We start from the raw sequence: 18,617 nt of genomic DNA, 5'->3' as shown, positions 1-18,617 counted from the left end.
GTAGAAACAACAAGGAGAACAACAATGATAGAAATCACAAAACAAGACTTGCTCAATGCCAAGCTTAGCAGCCAGAAATTTGACAATATAGGTGGTGACGTAGATAGCTACGAAGTATTCCGTGGAAATGATATTACTTGGGATATCTACACCATGAAGAAAGACGGTCAAGACATAAGCATTGCGGCTAGATATGAAGACAGCAACACCGATCTTGAAAAGCATACATACGCCTCTCTCAAGGAATACGAAGTAGCTCAGAGCAATAAAAGCATACTCAGGGAAAGCAAACCTCTTGAAGTGAGGACAAAGGCTTTCAGTGAACCCGTTTCACTCTTTGTAGACCGCGACTACCAGTATTGCGCAAGCAGTACAGGAGCAGTAGACGAGGACGGCTACAAACAAGCAGCCAAATCTTTGAAGGTTCAGTTCTCACCATGCGCAGAAGAGTACTTTAAGGAGTGTGCTCAAAACCACCTGATTGAAAACGTATCCAGAAAAATCAATGTCTATGGAAAGGACTTCAAGCAAGCTTTTGACCACGACATTCAGCACGGCACATTTTTAACCGACTTCTACAATGACGAACAAGTCAACTTTAGACTTCACCTTGCTGCAGAGCTTGGCAACAAGGAAGCTTTCAAAGACTTGTACGATAGAGGCGCTGATATCAATAATCCAAAGTACGCCGATAAAAACATTCAGGCTATCTTAAAAAGTGGTAGCAATGATATTGTTAGTACAGCCATGATTGACATGAACTTAGAGGCTACGCCAAGAGTACGCGATACCATTTCCCAATTTCAAGACTATGAGACTGGTCAACATGCCGCCAAAATATTGAACTCAATTGATAGAGTCAAAGACTTGGAAAGCTCACTTGCAGTCAAACCTCAAATGAAACAAGAGCGAAGAATGAAAATTTAAAAATAGCACCCGAGTGGTGCTTTTTTTTGTTGCCCCAAATTTGCGTTTTCCTATATACCTGCTATCTTATAAGGAACAACAAGGAGAACAACAATGATAGAAATCACAAAATTGGACTTGCTAACAGCAGAGCGTACAAGCCAAAAATTTAGAAACAGAATTATTGGAGGCGACATAATCCAAAAACTTTTTGGTGAAGATCACACTTGGGATATCTACACTATAAACAAAGACGGTCAAGACATTAGTATTGTCGCAAAATTTGTAGATAACAATATAGACCCTGATAACAATGATACCTACACTTTCAAAGAATACGACGAGGCGTACACTGTAGAAAACATACTCAAAAGAAATAGAAGACCAGTTGAGTTTGAGGTAGAAGGTTTCACAGAGCCAGTAAAACTTTTTGAACAGGAAAATAAACAGTCTTGTGTAAGTATCAGCGGTGAAAAACCAAAGTCCTTGAATGTTCAGCTCTCACCATGCGCTGAACAGTATTTTAAAGAATGTGCTCAGAAGCACCTCATTCAGAATGCGACTGAAAAAGTACAATTCCATGGCGACGCGACTAAATCATTTGGCTTTGACAGTAGCAACGGAACCTATAACCAAAGAAATCTCAATCAAAAGCAACTTGACTCAAGACTTTACATTGCGGCTCAACTTCCAAGCGAAATAGTATTCAAAGACTTATGCGCTAGAGGCGCAGATATCAACAATCCTATGTATGTTGAAAGAACAATTGAAGCAGTCATTAGAAGTAATAATAAAGACTTGGTAGGCACCGTCATGATTGACATGAACCTTGAGCCTACACCAGCAGTGCGTAAAGTGATAATGGATAACCAAAAATTTGAATGTGGTCCGTATGCCGCCAAGATTCTGGAAACATTCGATAGGCATAAAGACTTGGAACAATCACTAGCCGTGAAACCTCAACTAAAGCAAGAGCGAAGAATGAAAATTTAAGATTAGCACCCCAGTAGTGCTTTTTTATTTCCAAAGAGATATTGATTTTTTCAATATATCTGCTAAAACTAAACTACAACAAAGGAAATAAAATGGACTTCAATTTTTTAAAGGAGCAAGTACCTACTGGTGAAAGCGCGAACTATCTAGACTGGTTAATTCAAGGCTCAACTACAACCGTAGTTGTTTCAGTCTCAGCATTCTTCATGGCATTGCTTATCGGTATCTTGGTAGGCTCTCTCAGAACAACAAAGGGCAAAGCTCAATGTGTGGCAACAGGCTACTTTGAGATAGTTCGCTCAATCCCCTTCATAGCACTGCTTTTTATCAACTACTACGTCGTGCCAGTGGTGTTCTTTCCAGAACTGGTGAAGACAGCAGATCCCAACACAATGGTCTACATGACTGGGATTGTGAGCTTGGCAATCTTCATGAGCTCGCGCATATCAGCCCAGGTCTACGCTGGTATCAAGGCACTTCCAGCAGGGCAATTCCAGAGTGCCAAAGCTCTAGGGTTCAGTACCTTCCAGTCATACACTCGCTTTTTCATTCCCCAAGCCCTTCGCAACATTGTTCCCACCTTGACCAGTGAGGCAATGAACACCGTGAAGAACAGCGCCGTAGTCTCAGCTATCGGACTGGTAGACCTCTCACTACAAGCTCAGTCAATCATTGAGTACACAGCGAAACCCATTGAGGCATTCATTTGTATAGCCCTTGGATACCTGCTTATCAATGGAGTAGTTCTTGTGATTATGAAAACAATAGAACGAGCCACAAAGCGAGCATTACCTGATCCAGTTTAGAGATTGAGCTAAACAAGAAAATCAATTCTCTATTAAAGGGAACTGATTATGAACTCAGAATATTCAAAGAAGTTTCCAGGGCTAAAAATGCCCCAAAAATCGAAAGTGTGTAAGCGAAAATTGAAACATGACAAAGGGAGGTGTGGGAAGTGACAGCAATGCAAAGAAATAGGGCATAAAAAAGACTCTCACGAGAAGAGCCTTTTTTGGCGATTGCCGATATTCCAGTATTCTGTGATAAAATTTTCCAAGAATTTTATCACACTGAAATAGATACACTCAATATTAGTATCTATGTTAGTGGAATTTCGTCATTTGTCAAGCCAGTTCTCGTAAATCAAATCTAGCACCTATTAATTAGGTGCTTTTTTTTCGTCCATTGTTTGAAAGAGGTATTGATTTTTTCAATATATCTGATAAAAGTTATATAACAACAAGGAAAACAATGGAGCTAATACTAAATGGACTACTCACCACATTCACTATAACAATTGTGGCGCTAATCTTTGGAATGTTTCTAGCAATCGGCTTGTGTATGTGCCGAACTTTAGAGATACCAGGACTGAACCAGTTTGCCAAAGCCTATATCAACACTTTCAGGTCACTACCTTTAGTGATTGTTCTTTTAGGGTTCTACCTTGTAGCCCCTGAGATTTTGAGAACAGCCTTGGGTATCCATGGCGACATTCGCATGGCTTGCGCCTTAGTAGCCTTCTCATTGTTTGAGGCTGCTTACTTTGCTGAAATTTTGAGAAGTGGATTCAATGCCATTCCCCAAGGACAGAAAGACGCTTGTAAAGCTTTAGGGTTCACTACTTGGCAATCCTACCGTATTGTCTTCATACCTCAGGCAATAAAAAACAGCCTTCCCGTATTGTTCACCCAAGCAATCATATTGTTTCAAGACACTTCCATTGTCTATATCTTGGGACTTACAGACTTGTTTGGCTCAGCTAAAAAACTAGGTGAAATGAGCGGAACAATTCCTCAATGGATTTTAGGGGCAACAGTCGCATACATGCTTATCTCAATTTGTCTACAGCGTGTAGCTAACAAATTAGGAGCAAGAGCATGAGTAAACCAAACATTCACGAACTAGCAGATATCTTATCTGATTTACAAACCGAGGAACTAGCGCAAGTCATTGAAGAAATGAACATACGCGACCTCAACAAAAGACTTCAACCAATCATTGAGCTATTCAGAGATTTGGAATTGACGAAAAAAGAGACAGAAGTATTGTGCCGCAAACTCACAAACATAAACGAGAGCATGATATTCAACAGAAGAAACAATTTTGATTTAGGAGGCAACAATGATTAAACTAGAAAACGTAAGCAAGAAATTTGGAAAGAACAATGTACTAACCAGTATCAACCTCACATTCTGTAAAGAGGAAGTAGTGGTGATATGCGGACCCTCAGGCTCAGGCAAGTCAACACTGATTAAAACAATCAACGGTCTTGAGCCTATCAATGGTGGAGCAATCTCATACAACGGCAGGAACATAGACCAGATACCAGCGACAACCTTGTCAAAGCATGTCGGCATGGTGTTCCAGGACTTTGGACTATTCGCCAATAAAACCGTTCTTGACAACCTTGTGGTTCCTCAGGTGGTAGTCCACCAGGTCAACCGTGCTACAGCCGTGGAGAAGGCGATAGAACAGCTTTCAGCGCTTGGCATGGCCGCACACAAGGACAAGTACCCTGATCAGCTCTCAGGTGGTCAAAAACAGCGTGTAGCGATTGCCAGAGCCCTAGTGACCAAGCCTGAGTATGTCTTGTTTGACGAGCCTACTTCAGCCCTAGACCCTGAAATGGTGGGCGATGTACTTTCAGCCATTGAGAAGATTGTTGAGTCAGGTATCGGAGCCGTCATAGTCACTCATGAAATGGCATTCGCCAAGCGAATCTCAGACCGCGTAATTTTCATGGACGCTGGAAGAGTGGTGGAGTCTTCCAAGTCTGAAGACTTCTTCAATGAGCCTAAATCCCAAGAGCAAGTGTGTTCTTGTCCAAGGTAATGAGATAAGGGGGCCGCCATGATTGTGAGAAAACAAGTCATATTTGGTAGCCCTGAGAACCATTCAAGCCGTGAGCTTTTCAAGATTGCTAGTCACTTCAATGTGAGCAATGCGAGAGCTTGCCACTTCGCTCTTTACTGGTTGTACAAGATTGAAGGTATCGCACTGGTACAGGAACACAACTGGGTAGCTAAACCTTCGGGAGCAATCTTCCTGAGGTTCACGCAAGAGGAAGACGAGAAGATACAAGAACTCATGACGAAGTACAGCATTTCATTTCATGAGCTTGTCAAAAGAGTGATTGAGGTAGTGAGTAAAAAAATACAGGACAACAAGATAACTCACACCGATTCAAAGGTAGTGTACTTTTTCAATAAGGAGAATAAAAAATGAGAATTACTAAAAAACTAAAAAGAGAAATCTTAAAGCGAATACTTGAAGATTGGCATACTTTGCCACTTGACCAGCAAGAATACTATGTCAATCAAAAGTTCAATGCTATCAATGAACTATTGAACAACATGAAAGACATTAGCAACAATGAGAAAACAAGTGAGGCGCTGAGTGAAATCGTTCTTCGCTTGGCATATCTATACCACATGAACGAGGCATACAACGGCAATAGAATAGAACAATCAAAATGGGTGATAAAAGAATGAATGAAATAAACAATCTAAAACATGAAATGTACAAGAAAGCGATTGAGGTAGCCAATATCTACTTCCATGACCCTAAGTTTGTACAAAAGACATTGCTTGCGGAAATTGACTTGAAGATTGAAAGACTACAAAGTGGAGCCATGAATTTTGAAGAATTCGTTACCTCATTGTCGGTTATCTTTGTCACCACTGGGCAAGCGATTGAGCTCACTCACAATCTCGGAACAAAACACTAAAAAAAAAGCCCTCGCAATGAGGGCTTAAACTTTGGAGGACAACTCTAGTTATTACCAGACCACAATCGTGCGCTTGGGTCCTTCGACAAAACGAGCTTTATTGAGTTCTTCAGGCGAGAGGAAAAAGTAGCTATGCCACTTCCCACCTTGGAATGTCCCCACTTCCAGAGCCTCAACATTGACCCCGAGGTGTCCCCGAACAGAGTTAATTCCAGCTTGCGGATCTAGTGATACCACTTTGCCGTAGGCACGCATGGAGTCTGGCCCTTCTCGCGCCACTCTTCAATTTCCTTGGCTTTATCAAGTGGCACCTTGACATTGAGAGCCACCAGCTTTTTACAGCCACTACAGTCAGGCAATTCAAGGCCCAAAGGTTCCTTGTAGAAGAGCTCATAGCCGTAGCCAAACCTCACCCCGTTGAATTCCTGATTGACGGTAGACCGTACCCCTTTCGGAGTTACATTGACTTTGTAGATACCTGTTTGAATGTCGGGCTTGTCCATGAGGACTTGCATTTCATTGTTCGCACTCACAATGACATTGAGACTATTCTTGTCAGGTGTGAGAGTCGCCTTGACTTGCTCACCAGCCTCTTGCTTTTTGAAATCATTCGTCATTTCAGCAAGCTTCGGATTCTGAATGACAGCGGCAAAGTACCAGTCAGGCTTATCAATGGAGTACGATTGCTTTTCCCAAGCAGTCTTGTAATCCTTGAAAATGCTATCAGGCAATGCCCTGAATTCCTTTTCATTGTTCGTGTAGCTCGCCACCATATCAGTGTAGCCCCTGAACTTCTCAGGAACCTCAAACGAGGCTTTGAGAACAGCAGGCTCAGCAGGTTTGTTGTCAGCAGCAGGAGCAGCAGCAACAGGCTTAGGCTCTTCTTTCTTCTCGCCACAAGCAACCAGCGAGAGGGCAACCAGCACGGCAATAGTAATGTGTTTCATGATTAGTTCCAGTTGATTCCAGATACATTCTGAATCTCACCCTTGATACCTTCAGCAAGTGGCTCGCGCATTTGCTTGGTGATATAAATCTTGCGACCCTTGCCCTTGATATAGACACGGCTCCAAGTCTTTCCACCATTTCCCATAACGCGGGTATCTACACCGATAGATTCCAAATCAGAGAACGGATAGGACTTGCCACTCCATTGAAGCCCAACATTGGGAACTACTTTGATTGTCGCCTTCACTTTGGTCAAGAATGTGATAAGTACAATTCCTCCAAAGTAGAACAAGAAAGTCATTACAAAAGGAGCAGGGCCTTTAATGTTGTCAGAGTTAAACCCTGAACCTACGGCGCAACCAGCAGGCATGAGAGTAAAGGTTCCAAGAATAATAATGAGCCACCAAACACCCGGCCCAAACAATTCTTGCTTGAATGAGATATCAACTGAACCGTCTGGATTGTTTGAGGTATCGTACTCACCTTTAAAACTCGATTTCATGATTTGCCTCGCAAAGTAAAAGTAAGAATTTGATTGTTATTACTGAAAAATCTTCCAGCCTTTTTCACTCTTTACAAGTCGTCCAGAACTTGCGCCCATGTCTGTTGTCCAATCGCAGACATAACCATTGCCTTCTTTTGATTCTTTACAGCCCACCAGCTTTGTTGAAGCAATGGTGTCTTTGAACATGTCCACGGCTTGTTTTCCACCTTGCGCTTCCATGGTGTTTGTCAATGCTTCCTTCAAGTCCGACTCATTGGGAGCACCTCCAGAACACGCCGAGAGAATGAAAGTGAGGCAGAGCATGAGAGCCGCCACGATTCGCTTAGTCATATGTCCTCCAGATCCGCATTGGGTAAGGTTTTTGAGATCCACCAGGATTGTAGCGTGTCTTTCGACTTTTGGGGTGGTGTATCAACTCAAAACGCACTTCTACTTAAATGGTTGACGCACGACCATAGAAGTTGTGACTACAGACAGAGAAAAACTACTCGCTCGCAATATCGGCATTGCGATTGCCACACGGCGCAAGGCTTTGGGCATGACTCAAGAAGACATGGCTATCAAGTTAGATTGCGGTGTGGAAGCCGTATCGCGCCTAGAAAGGGGTACGGTGCTCAGCACTATTCCAAGGCTCATTGAGATTGCTGAGGTCCTTGGAGTCCCCTTTAATGAGCTCATAGGGGTGTCCAGCGACATACCGAGTGACCAAGCCCTTCATATCACCCGTATGCTGGAAAAACTAAACCCCAGTGACCGTCTATTGGTACTGGGGTTTGTGGAGCAGCTTGTTAAGCGGCTATCAAGTTAACGGTCAAGTGACTTGTCTTTCAATGCTTGTTGCATTTGAAGGATAGCCATGACTTGCTCAAGCTCTTCAGGCGACATGCGATTGTAGAGGTTCGTCATGTTTGACTGCTTATGATTGACCTGATTTTGAATGTCAAACATTCCACCATTGATACGCTTGTCTTGCTCAAATTGTTTGAGGTGAGTCCTATCAAAGCTAGCCTGATTTTTAATACTCAGCATAGCCGTAACCACAAACTTTGAGAGTCCCATGGTCAAACCCGAGTAATGAACTCAGAGCGCAAATCATGGAATCGGTAGCCTTCAATCTTTGCCCAGCCAAGCACACGCTGAAAGTTTGATTTGAAACCGTCCTGAGTGTACTTAAAAAGCCTATCAGTATTTGGCTTGTGCTTTAACTTCTTCAACTCTTCCCATGCTGAAGGCAACAATTGAATCTTGATTGGCTCACCGTTCTTTGTACGGTAGAGCTCAATGTACCGGCGCTGAAAATTGATTTGTTTCCATTCCAAGAACAAGATTTCAGATCGACGCATACCTGAAGAAATGGCTAACTGAAAAATTGTCACCATATCTTTGTTACGGCACCGTTGAAGAGCCTTAAACAATTCTTGTTCTTCAGCCTCAGAAAGACGTCTTTCCCTTTTTTTGTTCGCGCCAGCCAAAGCTCTTTTATTCGCTTTTTTAACTGGATTGTTCTCTTTCAGAGACTCATAAGCTTTACCACCATATGAGTGAAAGTTAGAGAAGAATGAACTCAAAAAGCTCAGTTCTTTAGTGACTGTTGCTTTAGAAATATAGCCTAGTTCCCGTGGTTCACCTTTTTTGGGATTGGTGAACCTTTTAGTAGCCAAGCGAGCCTTGATATAAGAATTTATATCCCGAGCCTCAATCTTGAAAGGGTCCATGTTTCCGAGTGGAATGGTATCGGGGTAGTTCATTTTTGCCCGAATCAATGGAGGCACATTCTCAAACGAGGCATTGTCTTGAATCAGTGTGGTACTGATTGTCTTCGCCAAAGATTGATAAATTGTGTTCGCCTTCTTATCCATAGGATTTGTTTCTGGCTTTTCAAAATGCTCTTTGTAGAAGAGTGCCAAACAATTGCCGAGGTCTGTAGCACTATCTTGATAAAAGGCATTTGTCTTCCTCATTTCAGCATGAAGGAAGTCTTTGAGGGCAGTGCGACCAAGCTCAGTTTTTGAGTTGTTCAGTGCCTCAATAGCAGTCTCTAGTTCGTCAAAAAGAGCGTCGTACTTCAAGCCTTGGCGATTGATACGCAAGCGATAACGAACACCTTTAGTGCCGTCCTTGCGTGTCCACTCAACCTCTTGAATGCCCCTTGGAATCGTTGCCATGCTGGATACCTCTTTTTGAAGTGACCCCCATATTTTGGCACGTCCAGATTTTTCCGTAAATCCATTTGGTGAATTTTTGGCAAATTGAGAGCCTTAAAACACACCATTCTTGGCAAATCGCAACTATTCAATGTTAGTAAGTTGTTGATTTTAAACGATTTGCCAAATCAACCCCCACCATGTCAAGGTGGTGCTCTAACCAGCTGAGCTACGCGCCTGTTGTTCTGTTCGAGAAGCTGAAATTGTAGCAGTAAAAATCGCCAGCTTCTCGGTTTCGGGATTTTTTCGCTGATCCCTTACCTTTTGAACCTGCCAAAGACTGCTGAAGTCCCTTGCTTCTTCCAAGCCTTCCATTATGGCACAGTCTCAGCGCCTTCGCGCCGAAAACACGCCGGGGACGGTTGCTACCTGCCCAGAACCTTGTTGAGGCGGCCTGAGTCGGAGACTTCTACGGTGAAGGTCATCCAGGCTGTGCCTTTGAGGGACTGGGTCTGCACGCCGATGACGTTGGTCTTTTCGCGTGCGAAGACTTCGGAGATGTCGCGCAGCAGGCCCTGGCGGTCGTGGGCTTCGACGGCGACGTCGACGGGGTAGACGGCGCTTTCCTTTTGCGGCTTGGAGGCGCCCCACTCCACTTCGATGACGCGTTCGGCGTTGCGTGCGGCCATTTCGCGGAAATTGCTGCAGTCGGCGCGGTGCACGCTCACGCCCTTGCCACGGGTGACGAAGCCACGGATTTCGTCGGGCGGCGCGGGTTTGCAGCATTTGGCGAGCTGGGTCATGAGCGAGTCGATCCCCACGACCAGCACGCCGCCCTTGGATCCGGAATCGCTTGCGCGGCTCTTGCGCACCAGATTCATTTCGTCGGGCGTGACTTCCGACGGCACCGGCGCGGGCCTGAGCAGCATTTCGATGGAGCGCAGCGACAACTCGTCCTTGCCGACGACCTCAAACAGCGCATCGGCCGATTTGAGGCCGAGTTGCGCGGCCAGGTCATCGAGCCTCATGGCCGTCTTGCCTTCACGCTGCAACAGCTTTTCAACGGCTTCGCGGCCCTTGGAGACGGTGATGTGCGTGGCCTGCGCATTGAACCAGGCGCGTACCTTGGCACGGGCGCGGTGACTGGTGAGATAGCCGAGTTCCGGATTGAGCCAGTCGCGTGACGGGCGACCCTCTTTTACGGTGATGATCTCGACGCTCTGGCCGTTTTCGAGCTGGGTGTTCAGCGGCACCATGGTGCCGTCGACCTTGGCCCCACGGCAGCGATGGCCGACGTTGGTGTGCACGGCATAGGCAAAGTCGACCGGCGTGGAACCACGCGGCAGCTCGATCACGGCGGCGTCCGGCGTCAATACGTAGATGCGGTCGTCGAACAGCCCGCTGCGACTGTCCGCACCGGTCATGTCGCGTTCCCAGGCCAGCAGTTGGCGCAGCACGGCGATCTTTGCGTCGTACTCGCTCGTGGCGGATACGCCCGCATAGCCCTTGGTGCCCGCCTCCTTGTAGGCCCAGTGCGCCGCCACGCCGCTTTCGGCGTGATCGTCCATGGCCTGCGTGCGGATCTGGATTTCGATGGCCTTGCCGGATTCGTCGCGCACCACGGTGTGCAGCGACTGGTAGCCATTGGCCTTGGGACGGGCGATGTAGTCGTCGAACTCGGCCTCGATCGGCTCGAAATGCGAATGCACCCACGACAGCGCCGCGTAGCAGTCCTTCACCGACGACACGATCACGCGCAGCGCGCGGATGTCGAACACCTGATTGAAGTTGAGCGACTTGCCGCGCATCTTCTTGACGATGCTGTAGATGTGCTTGGGCCTGCCCTTGACGGTCGCGCTGATGCTGCGCGCACGCAGTTCCGACTCGAGCCGGCTGCGCAATTGCTCCATGTAGAGCTCGCGTTCGGCGCGCTTTTCATCGAGGTTGCGGGCGATTTCCTTGTACGTATCGGGTTCGAGAAACCGGAACGACAGGTCCTCAAGCTCCCACTTGATCTGCCAGATGCCCAGCCGATTGGCGAGCGGCGCAAACACCTGCAAGGCTTCGCGCGCCATGCCCGGCGATACCGGTCGTTTGCTGGCGGCATAGAAGCGCAGCGTTTGCAGGCGCGAGGCCAGTCGCAGCAGCACCACACGCAAGTCTTTGGAGAACGCGAGCAGCATCTTGCGCACGTTCTCGGTTTGCGTGGCGATGTCATCGACCTGCAGGCCCGCAACCTGCGCGGCACGCGCCTGTTCCTGCACGCGCATCAGCTTGGTGGTCTCCACCGCCAACTCGGCAAAGTTCTCGCCGAAGGCCTTGGTAATGACCTCCTGCGGCTTGTTCAGATGGGACGAGGCGTAGACCAGATAGACCGCCGACTGCAAGGTCTCCGAACTGCCTATGCTCTTGAGGATGTTCGCCACGGCATCGGCATGTCGGAGCGTGCTTTCGCCGGTTTCCAGAAACTCGCCCGACAGCAGGGGAAGCGAAAAGGCGCGCACCTTGTCAAGCGAACCGACATGCTCGGGCGAAACATCGGAGGTGGCGGCGATGAGTTGCGGAACGGCTTCGGTCGCAGCGACGGTCGATCCCGATGCCAAGTCTGCGCTTGCAGGGGGGATGTGCCGATTGCACTCGTTTTCATGGATTCTCCGTTGTTCTCTCTCGCTGGCCTGGCCGTTCACTCACTGCCGCACAGGAAGCGCTCGACCACGCTGCCCTGATCATCAGCGACCAAGGTGGGGGCATGGCCGACGAATTCAAACACCGCGAGGCGCGCGCGAGGCCCGACCTGCGTCATGCGTTCGGCCGTTGCCGGACTCAGCAGATCCGATTGCGCACCGCGCAGCAGCAGCGTGCGTGCAGTGATCTGCTCGTAGAGCTTCCATAGAAAGGCCTCGCCTTCCTCGGCCGCCTGCTGCGTCATCTTGCGCAGCGGCGCGGCGATGCCCGGGTCGTAGTGCAGGCGCAGACGACCGTGGCCCGCGCGGGCCACCATGGGCCGCGAGAGCGCCAGCCATTCCTCGGTCGAGTGCGCACCAAAGCCTGCCGAGATCTTGCGCATTTCGTCGGCTGCGGCTTCCACCGAATCAAACCTGAGCGGACGCCCGAGATAGGAGCCGATGCGTTGCAAAGCCTCCCACTGCACCGCGGGGCCGACGTCGTTGAGCACCAGGGAGTGCACCGGCACGGGCAGCGATAGTTCCTTCGCGCCGCTCACGACAAGGCCGATGAGTCCTCCCATGCTGGTGCCAACCCAGTCGAGCCGCGTGATCGGGTGCTCCGCATGCAGATGATGGATGAGCGCGACCATGTCGCCGACATAGGTGGGAATCTGATAGCCCTGCGGATCGGCCAGCCAGTCGCTCATGCCGCGCCCTACGACGTCGGGGCAGATCACGCGTGTGTGCCGACTCATGCGCCGCGCGAATACGTCAAAGTCGCGACCCTGTCGTGAAAGACCATGCACGCAGATGAGGACATGCGGATGCGCGGGATTTCCCGTATCGTTCCACTCCCAATAGGCCATTCGATGACCGTTCGACTCGGCTGGACTCGTCGCCGCAAGGCCCGGACACGGTACGTAATTCAGCGTAGGTTCAATCATGGGAATCAACTTGATCTCGTGCCCTCGATAATGTTTGCATCGTAATTGATTTGGAGAGACTTTTATGCTCAATGGCAAGACAGCACTCGTCACCGGTTCCACCAGCGGCATCGGCCTCGGCATTGCCAAGGCGCTGGCGCGCCAGGGCGCCAACATCGTGCTCAACGGATTCGGTGATGTGGATGGCTCGCGCGCCGAAGTGCTCGAAGCGGGCAACGCGCATGGCGTGAAGGTGGCCTACCACGGCGCGGACATGAGCCGCCCTTCGGAAATCGAAGACATGATGAAGTACGCCGCAGGCCAGTTCGGCCGCGTCGACATTCTCGTTAATAACGCCGGTATCCAGCACGTGGCTCCGGTGCAGGATTTCCCCGTAGAGAAGTGGGATTCGATCATCGCGATCAACCTCTCTAGCGCGTTCCACACCTCGCGCCTTGCCCTGCCCGCGATGCAGGCCGCCAAGTGGGGTCGCATCATCAACATCGCCTCGGTGCACGGCCTGGTCGGGTCCGCCCAGAAAGCGGCTTATGTGGCCGCCAAGCACGGCATCGTCGGCCTGACCAAGGTGACTGCGCTCGAAAACGCGGCGCTCGGGGTCACCTGCAACGCCATCTGCCCCGGCTGGGTGCTGACTCCGCTGGTGCAAAAGCAGATCGACGCCAAGGCCGCTGAAAACGGTGTGTCGGCCGAAGAAGCCACCAAGGAGCTGTTGAGCGAAAAGGAACCATCGCTGCGCTTCACCACCACCGACGAACTCGGCGAACTGGCGGCCTTCTTCTGCTCGCCTGCCGGCAACAACATCTGCGGCGTGGCCTGGAACATGGATGGCGGCTGGACCGCTCAATAAGCGGGCGCGCAAATAGAAAGTCCTCGCACCCGTCTCAATGACAAATGCGAGGACTGCGATCAGGAGGAGCCTATCGGTTCATAAGTCCATCTCCTGATGTCCGCATATTGTTGGCACAAACGCGTGCTCAACGCAACTGGACAGAACCCGATACCGAAACCTCGACGCGCGCCTTGCCGGCTTCCACTGGCACCGGCGAGTCGGCTGCCATGGACGACTTCATCATCCCGCCATTGGCACGCGCAGCGTAGGGCATGAGCACATTGCTGTTGTCGTTCACCTGAATCTCGCGCAGCGTGTAGCTGGAGAAACCGAAATCCTTGGCAATCGAGGTAGCGCGTTCCTTGAAAGCGGCGATGGCCTTGGCCTGCGCCTCGCCTTCCACTTTCTCACGCGCCTCGCGCGAAAGACCGAACGAGACCGAGCTGACGGTCATGTTCTGCACCGCCCCGGCGGTGGTCGTGATGCGCGAGAAGTCCTTGCCTTCCAGAATCAGCACCGCCCGGCCCTGCCAACCGGCGATCTTTCCATCCTTGTTGTTGCGCGGGTAGAGCGTGAAATCGCCGCTGCGCACTTCCATCTGCTGCGGCTTGGCGTCGCGTTTGGCCTGGGCCAGCGCGGCGTCCATGATCTGCTTGAGTTGCTGCTGCACGCTGGCGGCGTCGTTGCCCTCCTTGGTGGTGGACAACTGCATCACCAACACATCCTGCTGCACTTCGACAGCGCCTGATGCGGAAAGTTGCAGCACGTTCTGCGGCACCGCACTCGCCTGCGACGCATTGCCGTTTTGCGCGAGGACCGCTCCTGCACATGCCAGGAGACCCATTGCAGCTACCGTTTTTACAGCGAATCCAGCCATATCACCTTTCTTCTAAAGCAGGCCGACATACCGGGGCCATCGACGGAATATTCGATCTTTATATTGCATAGATGAGGTGTCAGCCGTGTAAAGGACTTCCCGGGACTCGGCGTTTTGTCGCAATATTTGTAACATTGGGTCAACCTGACCAAAAAAAGCAAACAATCTCGCCGCAAGCTGGTCAGAATCGGCTCTGTTACAAATTGGACTGAGGAAAGTTATGGCCACAACAACCAACCGCACCGACAAGGTTCTCGTAGTTGATGACGACGCCCGCATCCGCGATCTGCTGCGGCGCTATCTCACTCAGGAAGGGTTCGAGGTCATGGTTGCCGAGGACGGCAAGGCGCTGAACCGCATCCTGCTGCGTGAGACGGTGGATCTGATCGTGCTGGATCTGATGATGCCCGGAGAAGACGGGCTGTCGATCTGCCGCCGTCTGCGCGCCGCCAACGACCGCACGCCGATCATCATGCTGACCGCCAAGGGTGAGGACGTGGACCGCATCGTGGGTCTGGAAGTGGGCGCTGATGACTATCTGGGCAAACCGTTCAACCCGCGCGAGTTGCTGGCCCGCATTCACGCGGTGCTGCGCCGCCGCCCGCCTCAGGAGGCTCCCGGTGCGCCTTCTGGCGACAACGAGGTCGTGACTTTCGGCCCCTTCACCTTCGATCTGGGCACGCGTGCGCTTCAGAAGAATGGCGAAGAGCTGCCGCTGACCACGGGCGAATTCGCGATGCTCAAGGCCTTGGTGCGCCATCCGCGCCAGCCGCTGTCGCGTGAAAAGCTCGCCTTGCTGGCGCGTGGTCGCGAGTTCGAGCCGTTTGACCGAAGCCTTGACGTGCAGATCTCGAGTCTGCGCAAGCTGGTGGAAGTGGACGCTGCGGCTCCGCGCTACATCCAGACGGTGTGGGGCGTGGGCTATGTGTTCGTGCCGGACGGAACGAGCTGATCGCCCGCACCATTCACCGCTGTGAGGCTTTGCCTGTGCCATGCTGCGCAATCCACGGGTTGTGAGCATGGCTGCTGCGAAAATCCTCTGAAGAAAGGCAGACCGGCAACCGCCGTCTGCCTTTCATGCTTCCCTTCTACCGAAAATTGCTGCCATCCTCCATGAGCGCCAAACGTCCAGATCCCGCCTATCCGGAAGCCACCAGTCCGGCACCGCTGGAAGCGCCAAAGAACAACTCGGCCCAGCGCGCCCGCGTGGGGCTCAATCTTTTCTGGCGTACTTTTTTCCTGCTCGCGCTGCTGCTGGTCGGCTCGATTCTGGCGTGGCTGCAGACGCTGCGTGCGCTCGAATTCGAGCCTCGCACGCTGCAGACCGCGCAACAGATCGCCTCGCTCGTGAACCTGAGTCGCGCGGCGCTGGTGCACGCCGACGCCATCGCGCGGGTCTCGCTCATCAAGACCATGGCCGATCAGGAAGGCGTGCGCATCCTGCCGCGCGAGCCCAGCGACAAGTTCGAGCACCTGCCGCAATCCGCGCTGGGCGCGCGCCTGACCGAAGAGCTGACACGCCGCCTGGGGCCAGGCACGATTCTGGCGAGCAGCGTCAACGGTGAACAAGGTCTGTGGGTCGGCTTCACGATCAATGGCGATCCGAACTGGCTGCTCATGGATCGCTCGCGCCTGTCGGCGGCGAGCGGCAAGACCTGGCTGATCTGGCTGATCACTGCGGGTGCCCTGTCGCTCGCGGGAGCTGCCGTGATCGCGCGCCTGATCAACCGCCCGCTCAAACAGTTGTCATACGCTGCCAATCGCGTGAAGGACGGCGACTTTGCGGCAAGCCAGCTCGACGAAGAGGCCGTGACCAGCGAAATCCGCGAGGTCAACATCGGCTTCAACCGCATGGCGCAGAAACTCGCCAAGCTGGAGCAGGATCGCGCCGTCATGCTCGCCGGGATCTCGCACGACCTGCGCACGCCGCTTGCGCGCCTGCGCCTGGAAACCGAGATGAGCGTGAACGATGACGTGGCACGCGAACATATGGTTGCCGACATCGTGCAGCTCGATGCCACCATCGACAAGTTCCTCGACTACGCGCGCCCCGACGCGGTGACGCTCACGCCGGTCAATCTCTACGGCGTGGTCTCCTCATGCGTCTACGCCGTGCAGGACCACCTTGAGCTGCAAATCAACATGGCCGTGCCGGAAAATCTCAACGTGCTGGTCGACGAGATCGAACTGGCACGCGTGATCTCCAACCTGCTGGAAAACGCCCGCCGCTACGGCAAGAACAAGGAAACCGGCGTGACCAACGTCGATATCACCGCAAAGTCCTGGGACAAATGGGTGCTGATCAAACTGCGCGACCACGGCAACGGCGTGCCGCCCGAGCAGCTCGCCAACCTCACCAAACCCTTTTTCCGCAGCGACTCCGCGCGCACCGCCGCAGCCGGCGCGGGCCTGGGTCTTGCCATCGTGGACAAGACTGTGCAACGCATGGGCGGAATCTTCGCCCTCGCCAACGCCGCATCCGGCGGACTCGTCGCCCACATCCAGCTACAGCGCGTCTCCGAACTTCCTGACGGCGCAGACCCCAAACAGCGCCTGCAACGGCCCCAGGTCAAACGCCACCTGCCCCGCGCGCAGGAGAGACGCTGCGCGGACACTCGGAGCCCATGCCGCTCGATGGCAAGCGTTAGGAACAATGGATTTGGATGCCATCGAAGCCGAAGGCTTCGTCATAAAAACTCATAAACCCCATAAACCTCAGATCCTGAAAAGCAGGGCTGTGGCGCGGGCTTCCATGGCTTGCCCTTGTCCTACCGGCCCCATCTTCTCTGCCGTCTTCGCCTTCACATTCACCTGCCCCACCTGCACCCCAAGCGCTCTCGCAATCACGGCACACATCGCACCAATATGCGGCGCCAGCTTCGGCGCCTGCGCGATCACGGTGCTGTCCACGTTGCCGATCTCATAACCTGCGGCACGCACACGGCGCGCGGCCTCGGCGAGCAGCACATCGGATCGCGCTCCCTTGAACTGCGCATCGGTATCAGGGAAATGACGGCCAATATCGCCCAGCGCAGCGGCGCCGAGCAGCGCGTCGGTGATTGCGTGCAGCAATACGTCCGCGTCGGAATGCCCGAGCAAACCCAGCGTATGGGGAATCTCCACACCGCCGATGATCAGCGGGCGCCCCGGTACCAGCGCATGCACGTCCCAGCCTTCGCCGATGCGAAACGGTGGAATCTGGAGCGAAGAGGGAACAAAGGGCTGCGATTCTTTGGTATTCATGCTGTGCTGTTCTCTGGGCCTGTTCATACGGCGCACGGGGACTGCGTGGAACGGTGGGCACGCTGCCATAGGATGGCTTCGGCGAGCGCGAAATCCTGTGGATACGTGACCTTGAAATTCTGCGCGCTGCCCGGCACCAGCAACGGCTGCATCCCGCCGCCTCGATCGCGCTGGCCTCATCGGTGATGCCCGCAAAATCGCGCGCAGCGTGGGCTTCCAATGCGTCGTGCAACAGGCCCGCACGGAACATCTGCGGTGTTTGCGCGAGCCATTTGTGGGCGCGTTCTATCGTGCCGGCGCTGCGTCCTGCGACCGACAGTTTGAGCGTATCCGGCAGCGGCAGCGCAAGCAGGCCACCCACGGCGTCGGGCAGGCAGGCATCGATCAGCGCGTCGATTTCGGTCGGTGTCACGAGGCAGCGCGCGGCGTCATGCACCAGCACCCAGTCATCGCGACGGGCCGCACCGCTGGTCAGCAGGAAACGCAGTCCGTTGAACACGCTGGATGCACGCGTGGACCCACCGGCGTCGATCACATTCCACGTTGCATCGGGCTTGCGCAAGGTGCCGTCACCGGGCGTCACCACCACATGCACGCCCGCGATGCGAGGCACGGCGGCGAACGCTGCAAGCGTGTGTTCGACCAGCATCTTTGCGGCCAGCGGCGCGTATTGTTTGGGCTGCGTCGTGCCCGCGCGCGATCCCACTCCGGCGCTCGGCAGCAGGGCAAAGCAGCGCACCGGCGCGCGCGCAGCCAGGAGCTGTGGTTGTGGCTGTTCTTCATTCGAATTCATTTGGCGCGATTGTAGACAGCGCGACCGCGATATCACTACAAA

19 protein-coding genes and 4 pseudogenes are annotated in these 18,617 nt (G+C 52.4%); 13 read left to right on the top strand and 10 right to left on the bottom strand.

Annotation, left to right across the window (positions count from 1 at the left end; all coding sequences use genetic code 11):
• Positions 1-24: 24 nt before the first annotated feature.
• The 9 genes and pseudogenes from H9K75_RS20800 (at position 25) to H9K75_RS20760 (ending at position 5,626) form a co-directional block, all read left to right on the top strand.
• Complete coding sequence (locus H9K75_RS20800) at positions 25-927, top strand: ankyrin repeat domain-containing protein (protein ID WP_187723959.1); 903 nt, start codon at positions 25-27, stop codon at positions 925-927.
• A gap of 93 nt (positions 928-1,020) precedes the next feature.
• The gene (locus tag H9K75_RS20795; RefSeq protein ID WP_187723958.1) at positions 1,021-1,899 is read left to right on the top strand and encodes a hypothetical protein; all 879 of its coding nucleotides are present in this window, start codon (positions 1,021-1,023) and stop codon (positions 1,897-1,899) included.
• A gap of 92 nt (positions 1,900-1,991) precedes the next feature.
• A complete protein-coding gene (locus H9K75_RS20790) occupies positions 1,992-2,705 on the top strand; it encodes an amino acid ABC transporter permease (RefSeq protein ID WP_187723957.1) in 714 nt (237 codons plus the stop codon).
• A 361-nt stretch (positions 2,706-3,066) separates the two neighbouring features.
• A complete protein-coding gene (locus H9K75_RS20785) occupies positions 3,067-3,780 on the top strand; it encodes an ABC transporter permease subunit (RefSeq protein ID WP_187723956.1) in 714 nt (237 codons plus the stop codon).
• Positions 3,777-4,028 (top strand): hypothetical protein, encoded by a 252-nt coding sequence (locus tag H9K75_RS20780; RefSeq protein WP_187723955.1) that lies wholly within the window; start codon positions 3,777-3,779, stop codon positions 4,026-4,028. Before H9K75_RS20785 ends, H9K75_RS20780 begins: the two co-directional genes overlap by 4 nt.
• Positions 4,021-4,739: pseudogene (locus H9K75_RS20775) on the top strand (amino acid ABC transporter ATP-binding protein). Before H9K75_RS20780 ends, H9K75_RS20775 begins: the two are co-directional and overlap by 8 nt.
• A gap of 10 nt (positions 4,740-4,749) precedes the next feature.
• The gene (locus tag H9K75_RS20770) at positions 4,750-5,124 is read left to right on the top strand and encodes a hypothetical protein (protein ID WP_187723953.1); all 375 of its coding nucleotides are present in this window, start codon (positions 4,750-4,752) and stop codon (positions 5,122-5,124) included.
• On the top strand, positions 5,121-5,390 hold the full coding sequence (locus tag H9K75_RS20765) for a hypothetical protein (RefSeq protein ID WP_187723952.1): 270 nt from the start codon (positions 5,121-5,123) through the stop codon (positions 5,388-5,390). The genes H9K75_RS20770 and H9K75_RS20765 overlap by 4 nt, the downstream gene beginning before the upstream one ends.
• Positions 5,387-5,626: a hypothetical protein gene (locus tag H9K75_RS20760; RefSeq protein WP_187723951.1), complete on the top strand. Its 240-nt coding sequence runs from the start codon at positions 5,387-5,389 to the stop codon at positions 5,624-5,626. The genes H9K75_RS20765 and H9K75_RS20760 overlap by 4 nt, the downstream gene beginning before the upstream one ends.
• Positions 5,627-5,850: 224 nt before the next feature.
• Here H9K75_RS20760 and H9K75_RS20755 read toward each other — a convergent pair whose 3' ends face one another.
• The 3 genes from H9K75_RS20755 to H9K75_RS20745 are packed head-to-tail and all read right to left on the bottom strand — an operon-like array spanning position 5,851 to position 7,409.
• On the bottom strand, positions 5,851-6,573 hold the full coding sequence (locus tag H9K75_RS20755; RefSeq protein ID WP_187723950.1) for a hypothetical protein: 723 nt from the start codon (positions 6,571-6,573) through the stop codon (positions 5,851-5,853).
• A 2-nt stretch (positions 6,574-6,575) separates the two neighbouring features.
• Positions 6,576-7,076: a hypothetical protein gene (locus tag H9K75_RS20750; protein ID WP_187723949.1), complete on the bottom strand. Its 501-nt coding sequence runs from the start codon at positions 7,074-7,076 to the stop codon at positions 6,576-6,578.
• 39 nt (positions 7,077-7,115) lie between these two features.
• Positions 7,116-7,409: a hypothetical protein gene (locus tag H9K75_RS20745; RefSeq protein ID WP_187723948.1), complete on the bottom strand. Its 294-nt coding sequence runs from the start codon at positions 7,407-7,409 to the stop codon at positions 7,116-7,118.
• A gap of 133 nt (positions 7,410-7,542) precedes the next feature.
• On the opposite strand from H9K75_RS20745, the gene H9K75_RS20740 reads away from it, so the two are divergent.
• Positions 7,543-7,887 carry a helix-turn-helix domain-containing protein gene (locus H9K75_RS20740; RefSeq protein ID WP_226858337.1) on the top strand — a complete coding sequence of 115 codons (345 nt, stop codon included), beginning with the start codon at positions 7,543-7,545 and terminating at the stop codon, positions 7,885-7,887.
• On the opposite strand, the gene H9K75_RS20735 is transcribed toward H9K75_RS20740, so the two are convergent.
• From H9K75_RS20735 to H9K75_RS20720, 4 genes and pseudogenes are all read right to left on the bottom strand, one after another.
• Positions 7,884-8,138: a hypothetical protein gene (locus H9K75_RS20735; RefSeq protein WP_187723947.1), complete on the bottom strand. Its 255-nt coding sequence runs from the start codon at positions 8,136-8,138 to the stop codon at positions 7,884-7,886. The genes H9K75_RS20740 and H9K75_RS20735 overlap by 4 nt on opposite strands.
• A gap of 2 nt (positions 8,139-8,140) precedes the next feature.
• Positions 8,141-9,244: a site-specific integrase gene (locus H9K75_RS20730; protein ID WP_187723946.1), complete on the bottom strand. Its 1,104-nt coding sequence runs from the start codon at positions 9,242-9,244 to the stop codon at positions 8,141-8,143.
• Between the two features lie 366 nt (positions 9,245-9,610).
• Positions 9,611-11,847, bottom strand: a pseudogene (locus H9K75_RS20725) (RelA/SpoT family protein).
• Positions 11,848-11,906: 59 nt separating this feature from the next.
• Positions 11,907-12,833 (bottom strand): alpha/beta fold hydrolase, encoded by a 927-nt coding sequence (locus H9K75_RS20720; protein ID WP_187723945.1) that lies wholly within the window; start codon positions 12,831-12,833, stop codon positions 11,907-11,909.
• A gap of 64 nt (positions 12,834-12,897) precedes the next feature.
• Here H9K75_RS20720 and H9K75_RS20715 point away from each other — a divergent pair, with 64 nt between their 5' ends.
• Positions 12,898-13,680 carry a 3-hydroxybutyrate dehydrogenase gene (locus H9K75_RS20715; RefSeq protein WP_187723944.1) on the top strand — a complete coding sequence of 261 codons (783 nt, stop codon included), beginning with the start codon at positions 12,898-12,900 and terminating at the stop codon, positions 13,678-13,680.
• A 127-nt stretch (positions 13,681-13,807) separates the two neighbouring features.
• Here H9K75_RS20715 and H9K75_RS20710 read toward each other — a convergent pair whose 3' ends face one another.
• Positions 13,808-14,506, bottom strand: coding sequence for an SIMPL domain-containing protein (locus H9K75_RS20710; protein WP_226858336.1), 699 nt, complete (start codon positions 14,504-14,506; stop codon positions 13,808-13,810).
• Between the two features lie 253 nt (positions 14,507-14,759).
• Here H9K75_RS20710 and ompR point away from each other — a divergent pair, with 253 nt between their 5' ends.
• Together ompR and H9K75_RS20700 are read left to right on the top strand one after the other, a co-directional pair.
• Positions 14,760-15,491 (top strand): osmolarity response regulator transcription factor OmpR, encoded by a 732-nt coding sequence (gene ompR / locus H9K75_RS20705; RefSeq protein ID WP_187723942.1) that lies wholly within the window; start codon positions 14,760-14,762, stop codon positions 15,489-15,491.
• 161 nt (positions 15,492-15,652) lie between these two features.
• Positions 15,653-17,128 (top strand): annotated as a pseudogene (locus tag H9K75_RS20700) (ATP-binding protein); the annotation flags it as partial.
• A 126-nt stretch (positions 17,129-17,254) separates the two neighbouring features.
• Here the strand turns inward: H9K75_RS20700 and ispF are convergent.
• Together ispF and ispD are read right to left on the bottom strand one after the other, a co-directional pair.
• Positions 17,255-17,782, bottom strand: a complete 528-nt coding sequence (gene ispF, locus H9K75_RS20695; RefSeq protein ID WP_187723940.1) for a 2-C-methyl-D-erythritol 2,4-cyclodiphosphate synthase — start codon at positions 17,780-17,782, stop codon at positions 17,255-17,257.
• A gap of 23 nt (positions 17,783-17,805) precedes the next feature.
• Positions 17,806-18,575, bottom strand: a pseudogene (gene ispD, locus H9K75_RS20690) (2-C-methyl-D-erythritol 4-phosphate cytidylyltransferase).
• Positions 18,576-18,617: the final 42 nt, after the last annotated feature.

Source organism: Diaphorobacter aerolatus, from assembly GCF_014489535.1.
GTDB lineage: Bacteria > Pseudomonadota > Gammaproteobacteria > Burkholderiales > Burkholderiaceae_C > Diaphorobacter_A > Diaphorobacter_A aerolatus.
This window is presented reverse-complemented; position numbering and strand designations above follow the sequence as displayed.

What these genes read in the sequence shown, in the direction of transcription:
- H9K75_RS20800 (WP_187723959.1), top strand. Translation starts at nt 25, where the DNA reads ATGATAGAAATCACAAAACAAGACTTGCTCAATGCCAAGCTTAGCAGC.
- H9K75_RS20795 (WP_187723958.1), top strand. Translation starts at nt 1,021, where the DNA reads ATGATAGAAATCACAAAATTGGACTTGCTAACAGCAGAGCGTACAAGC.
- H9K75_RS20790 (WP_187723957.1), top strand. Translation starts at nt 1,992, where the DNA reads ATGGACTTCAATTTTTTAAAGGAGCAAGTACCTACTGGTGAAAGCGCG.
- H9K75_RS20780 (WP_187723955.1), top strand. Translation starts at nt 3,777, where the DNA reads ATGAGTAAACCAAACATTCACGAACTAGCAGATATCTTATCTGATTTA.
- H9K75_RS20770 (WP_187723953.1), top strand. Translation starts at nt 4,750, where the DNA reads ATGATTGTGAGAAAACAAGTCATATTTGGTAGCCCTGAGAACCATTCA.
- H9K75_RS20765 (WP_187723952.1), top strand. Translation starts at nt 5,121, where the DNA reads ATGAGAATTACTAAAAAACTAAAAAGAGAAATCTTAAAGCGAATACTT.
- H9K75_RS20760 (WP_187723951.1), top strand. Translation starts at nt 5,387, where the DNA reads ATGAATGAAATAAACAATCTAAAACATGAAATGTACAAGAAAGCGATT.
- H9K75_RS20755 (WP_187723950.1), bottom strand. Translation starts at nt 6,573, where the DNA reads ATGAAACACATTACTATTGCCGTGCTGGTTGCCCTCTCGCTGGTTGCT.
- H9K75_RS20750 (WP_187723949.1), bottom strand. Translation starts at nt 7,076, where the DNA reads ATGAAATCGAGTTTTAAAGGTGAGTACGATACCTCAAACAATCCAGAC.
- H9K75_RS20745 (WP_187723948.1), bottom strand. Translation starts at nt 7,409, where the DNA reads ATGACTAAGCGAATCGTGGCGGCTCTCATGCTCTGCCTCACTTTCATT.
- H9K75_RS20735 (WP_187723947.1), bottom strand. Translation starts at nt 8,138, where the DNA reads ATGGGACTCTCAAAGTTTGTGGTTACGGCTATGCTGAGTATTAAAAAT.
- H9K75_RS20730 (WP_187723946.1), bottom strand. Translation starts at nt 9,244, where the DNA reads ATGGCAACGATTCCAAGGGGCATTCAAGAGGTTGAGTGGACACGCAAG.
- H9K75_RS20720 (WP_187723945.1), bottom strand. Translation starts at nt 12,833, where the DNA reads ATGATTGAACCTACGCTGAATTACGTACCGTGTCCGGGCCTTGCGGCG.
- H9K75_RS20715 (WP_187723944.1), top strand. Translation starts at nt 12,898, where the DNA reads ATGCTCAATGGCAAGACAGCACTCGTCACCGGTTCCACCAGCGGCATC.
- H9K75_RS20710 (WP_226858336.1), bottom strand. Translation starts at nt 14,506, where the DNA reads ATGGGTCTCCTGGCATGTGCAGGAGCGGTCCTCGCGCAAAACGGCAAT.
- ompR (WP_187723942.1), top strand. Translation starts at nt 14,760, where the DNA reads ATGGCCACAACAACCAACCGCACCGACAAGGTTCTCGTAGTTGATGAC.
- ispF (WP_187723940.1), bottom strand. Translation starts at nt 17,782, where the DNA reads ATGAATACCAAAGAATCGCAGCCCTTTGTTCCCTCTTCGCTCCAGATT.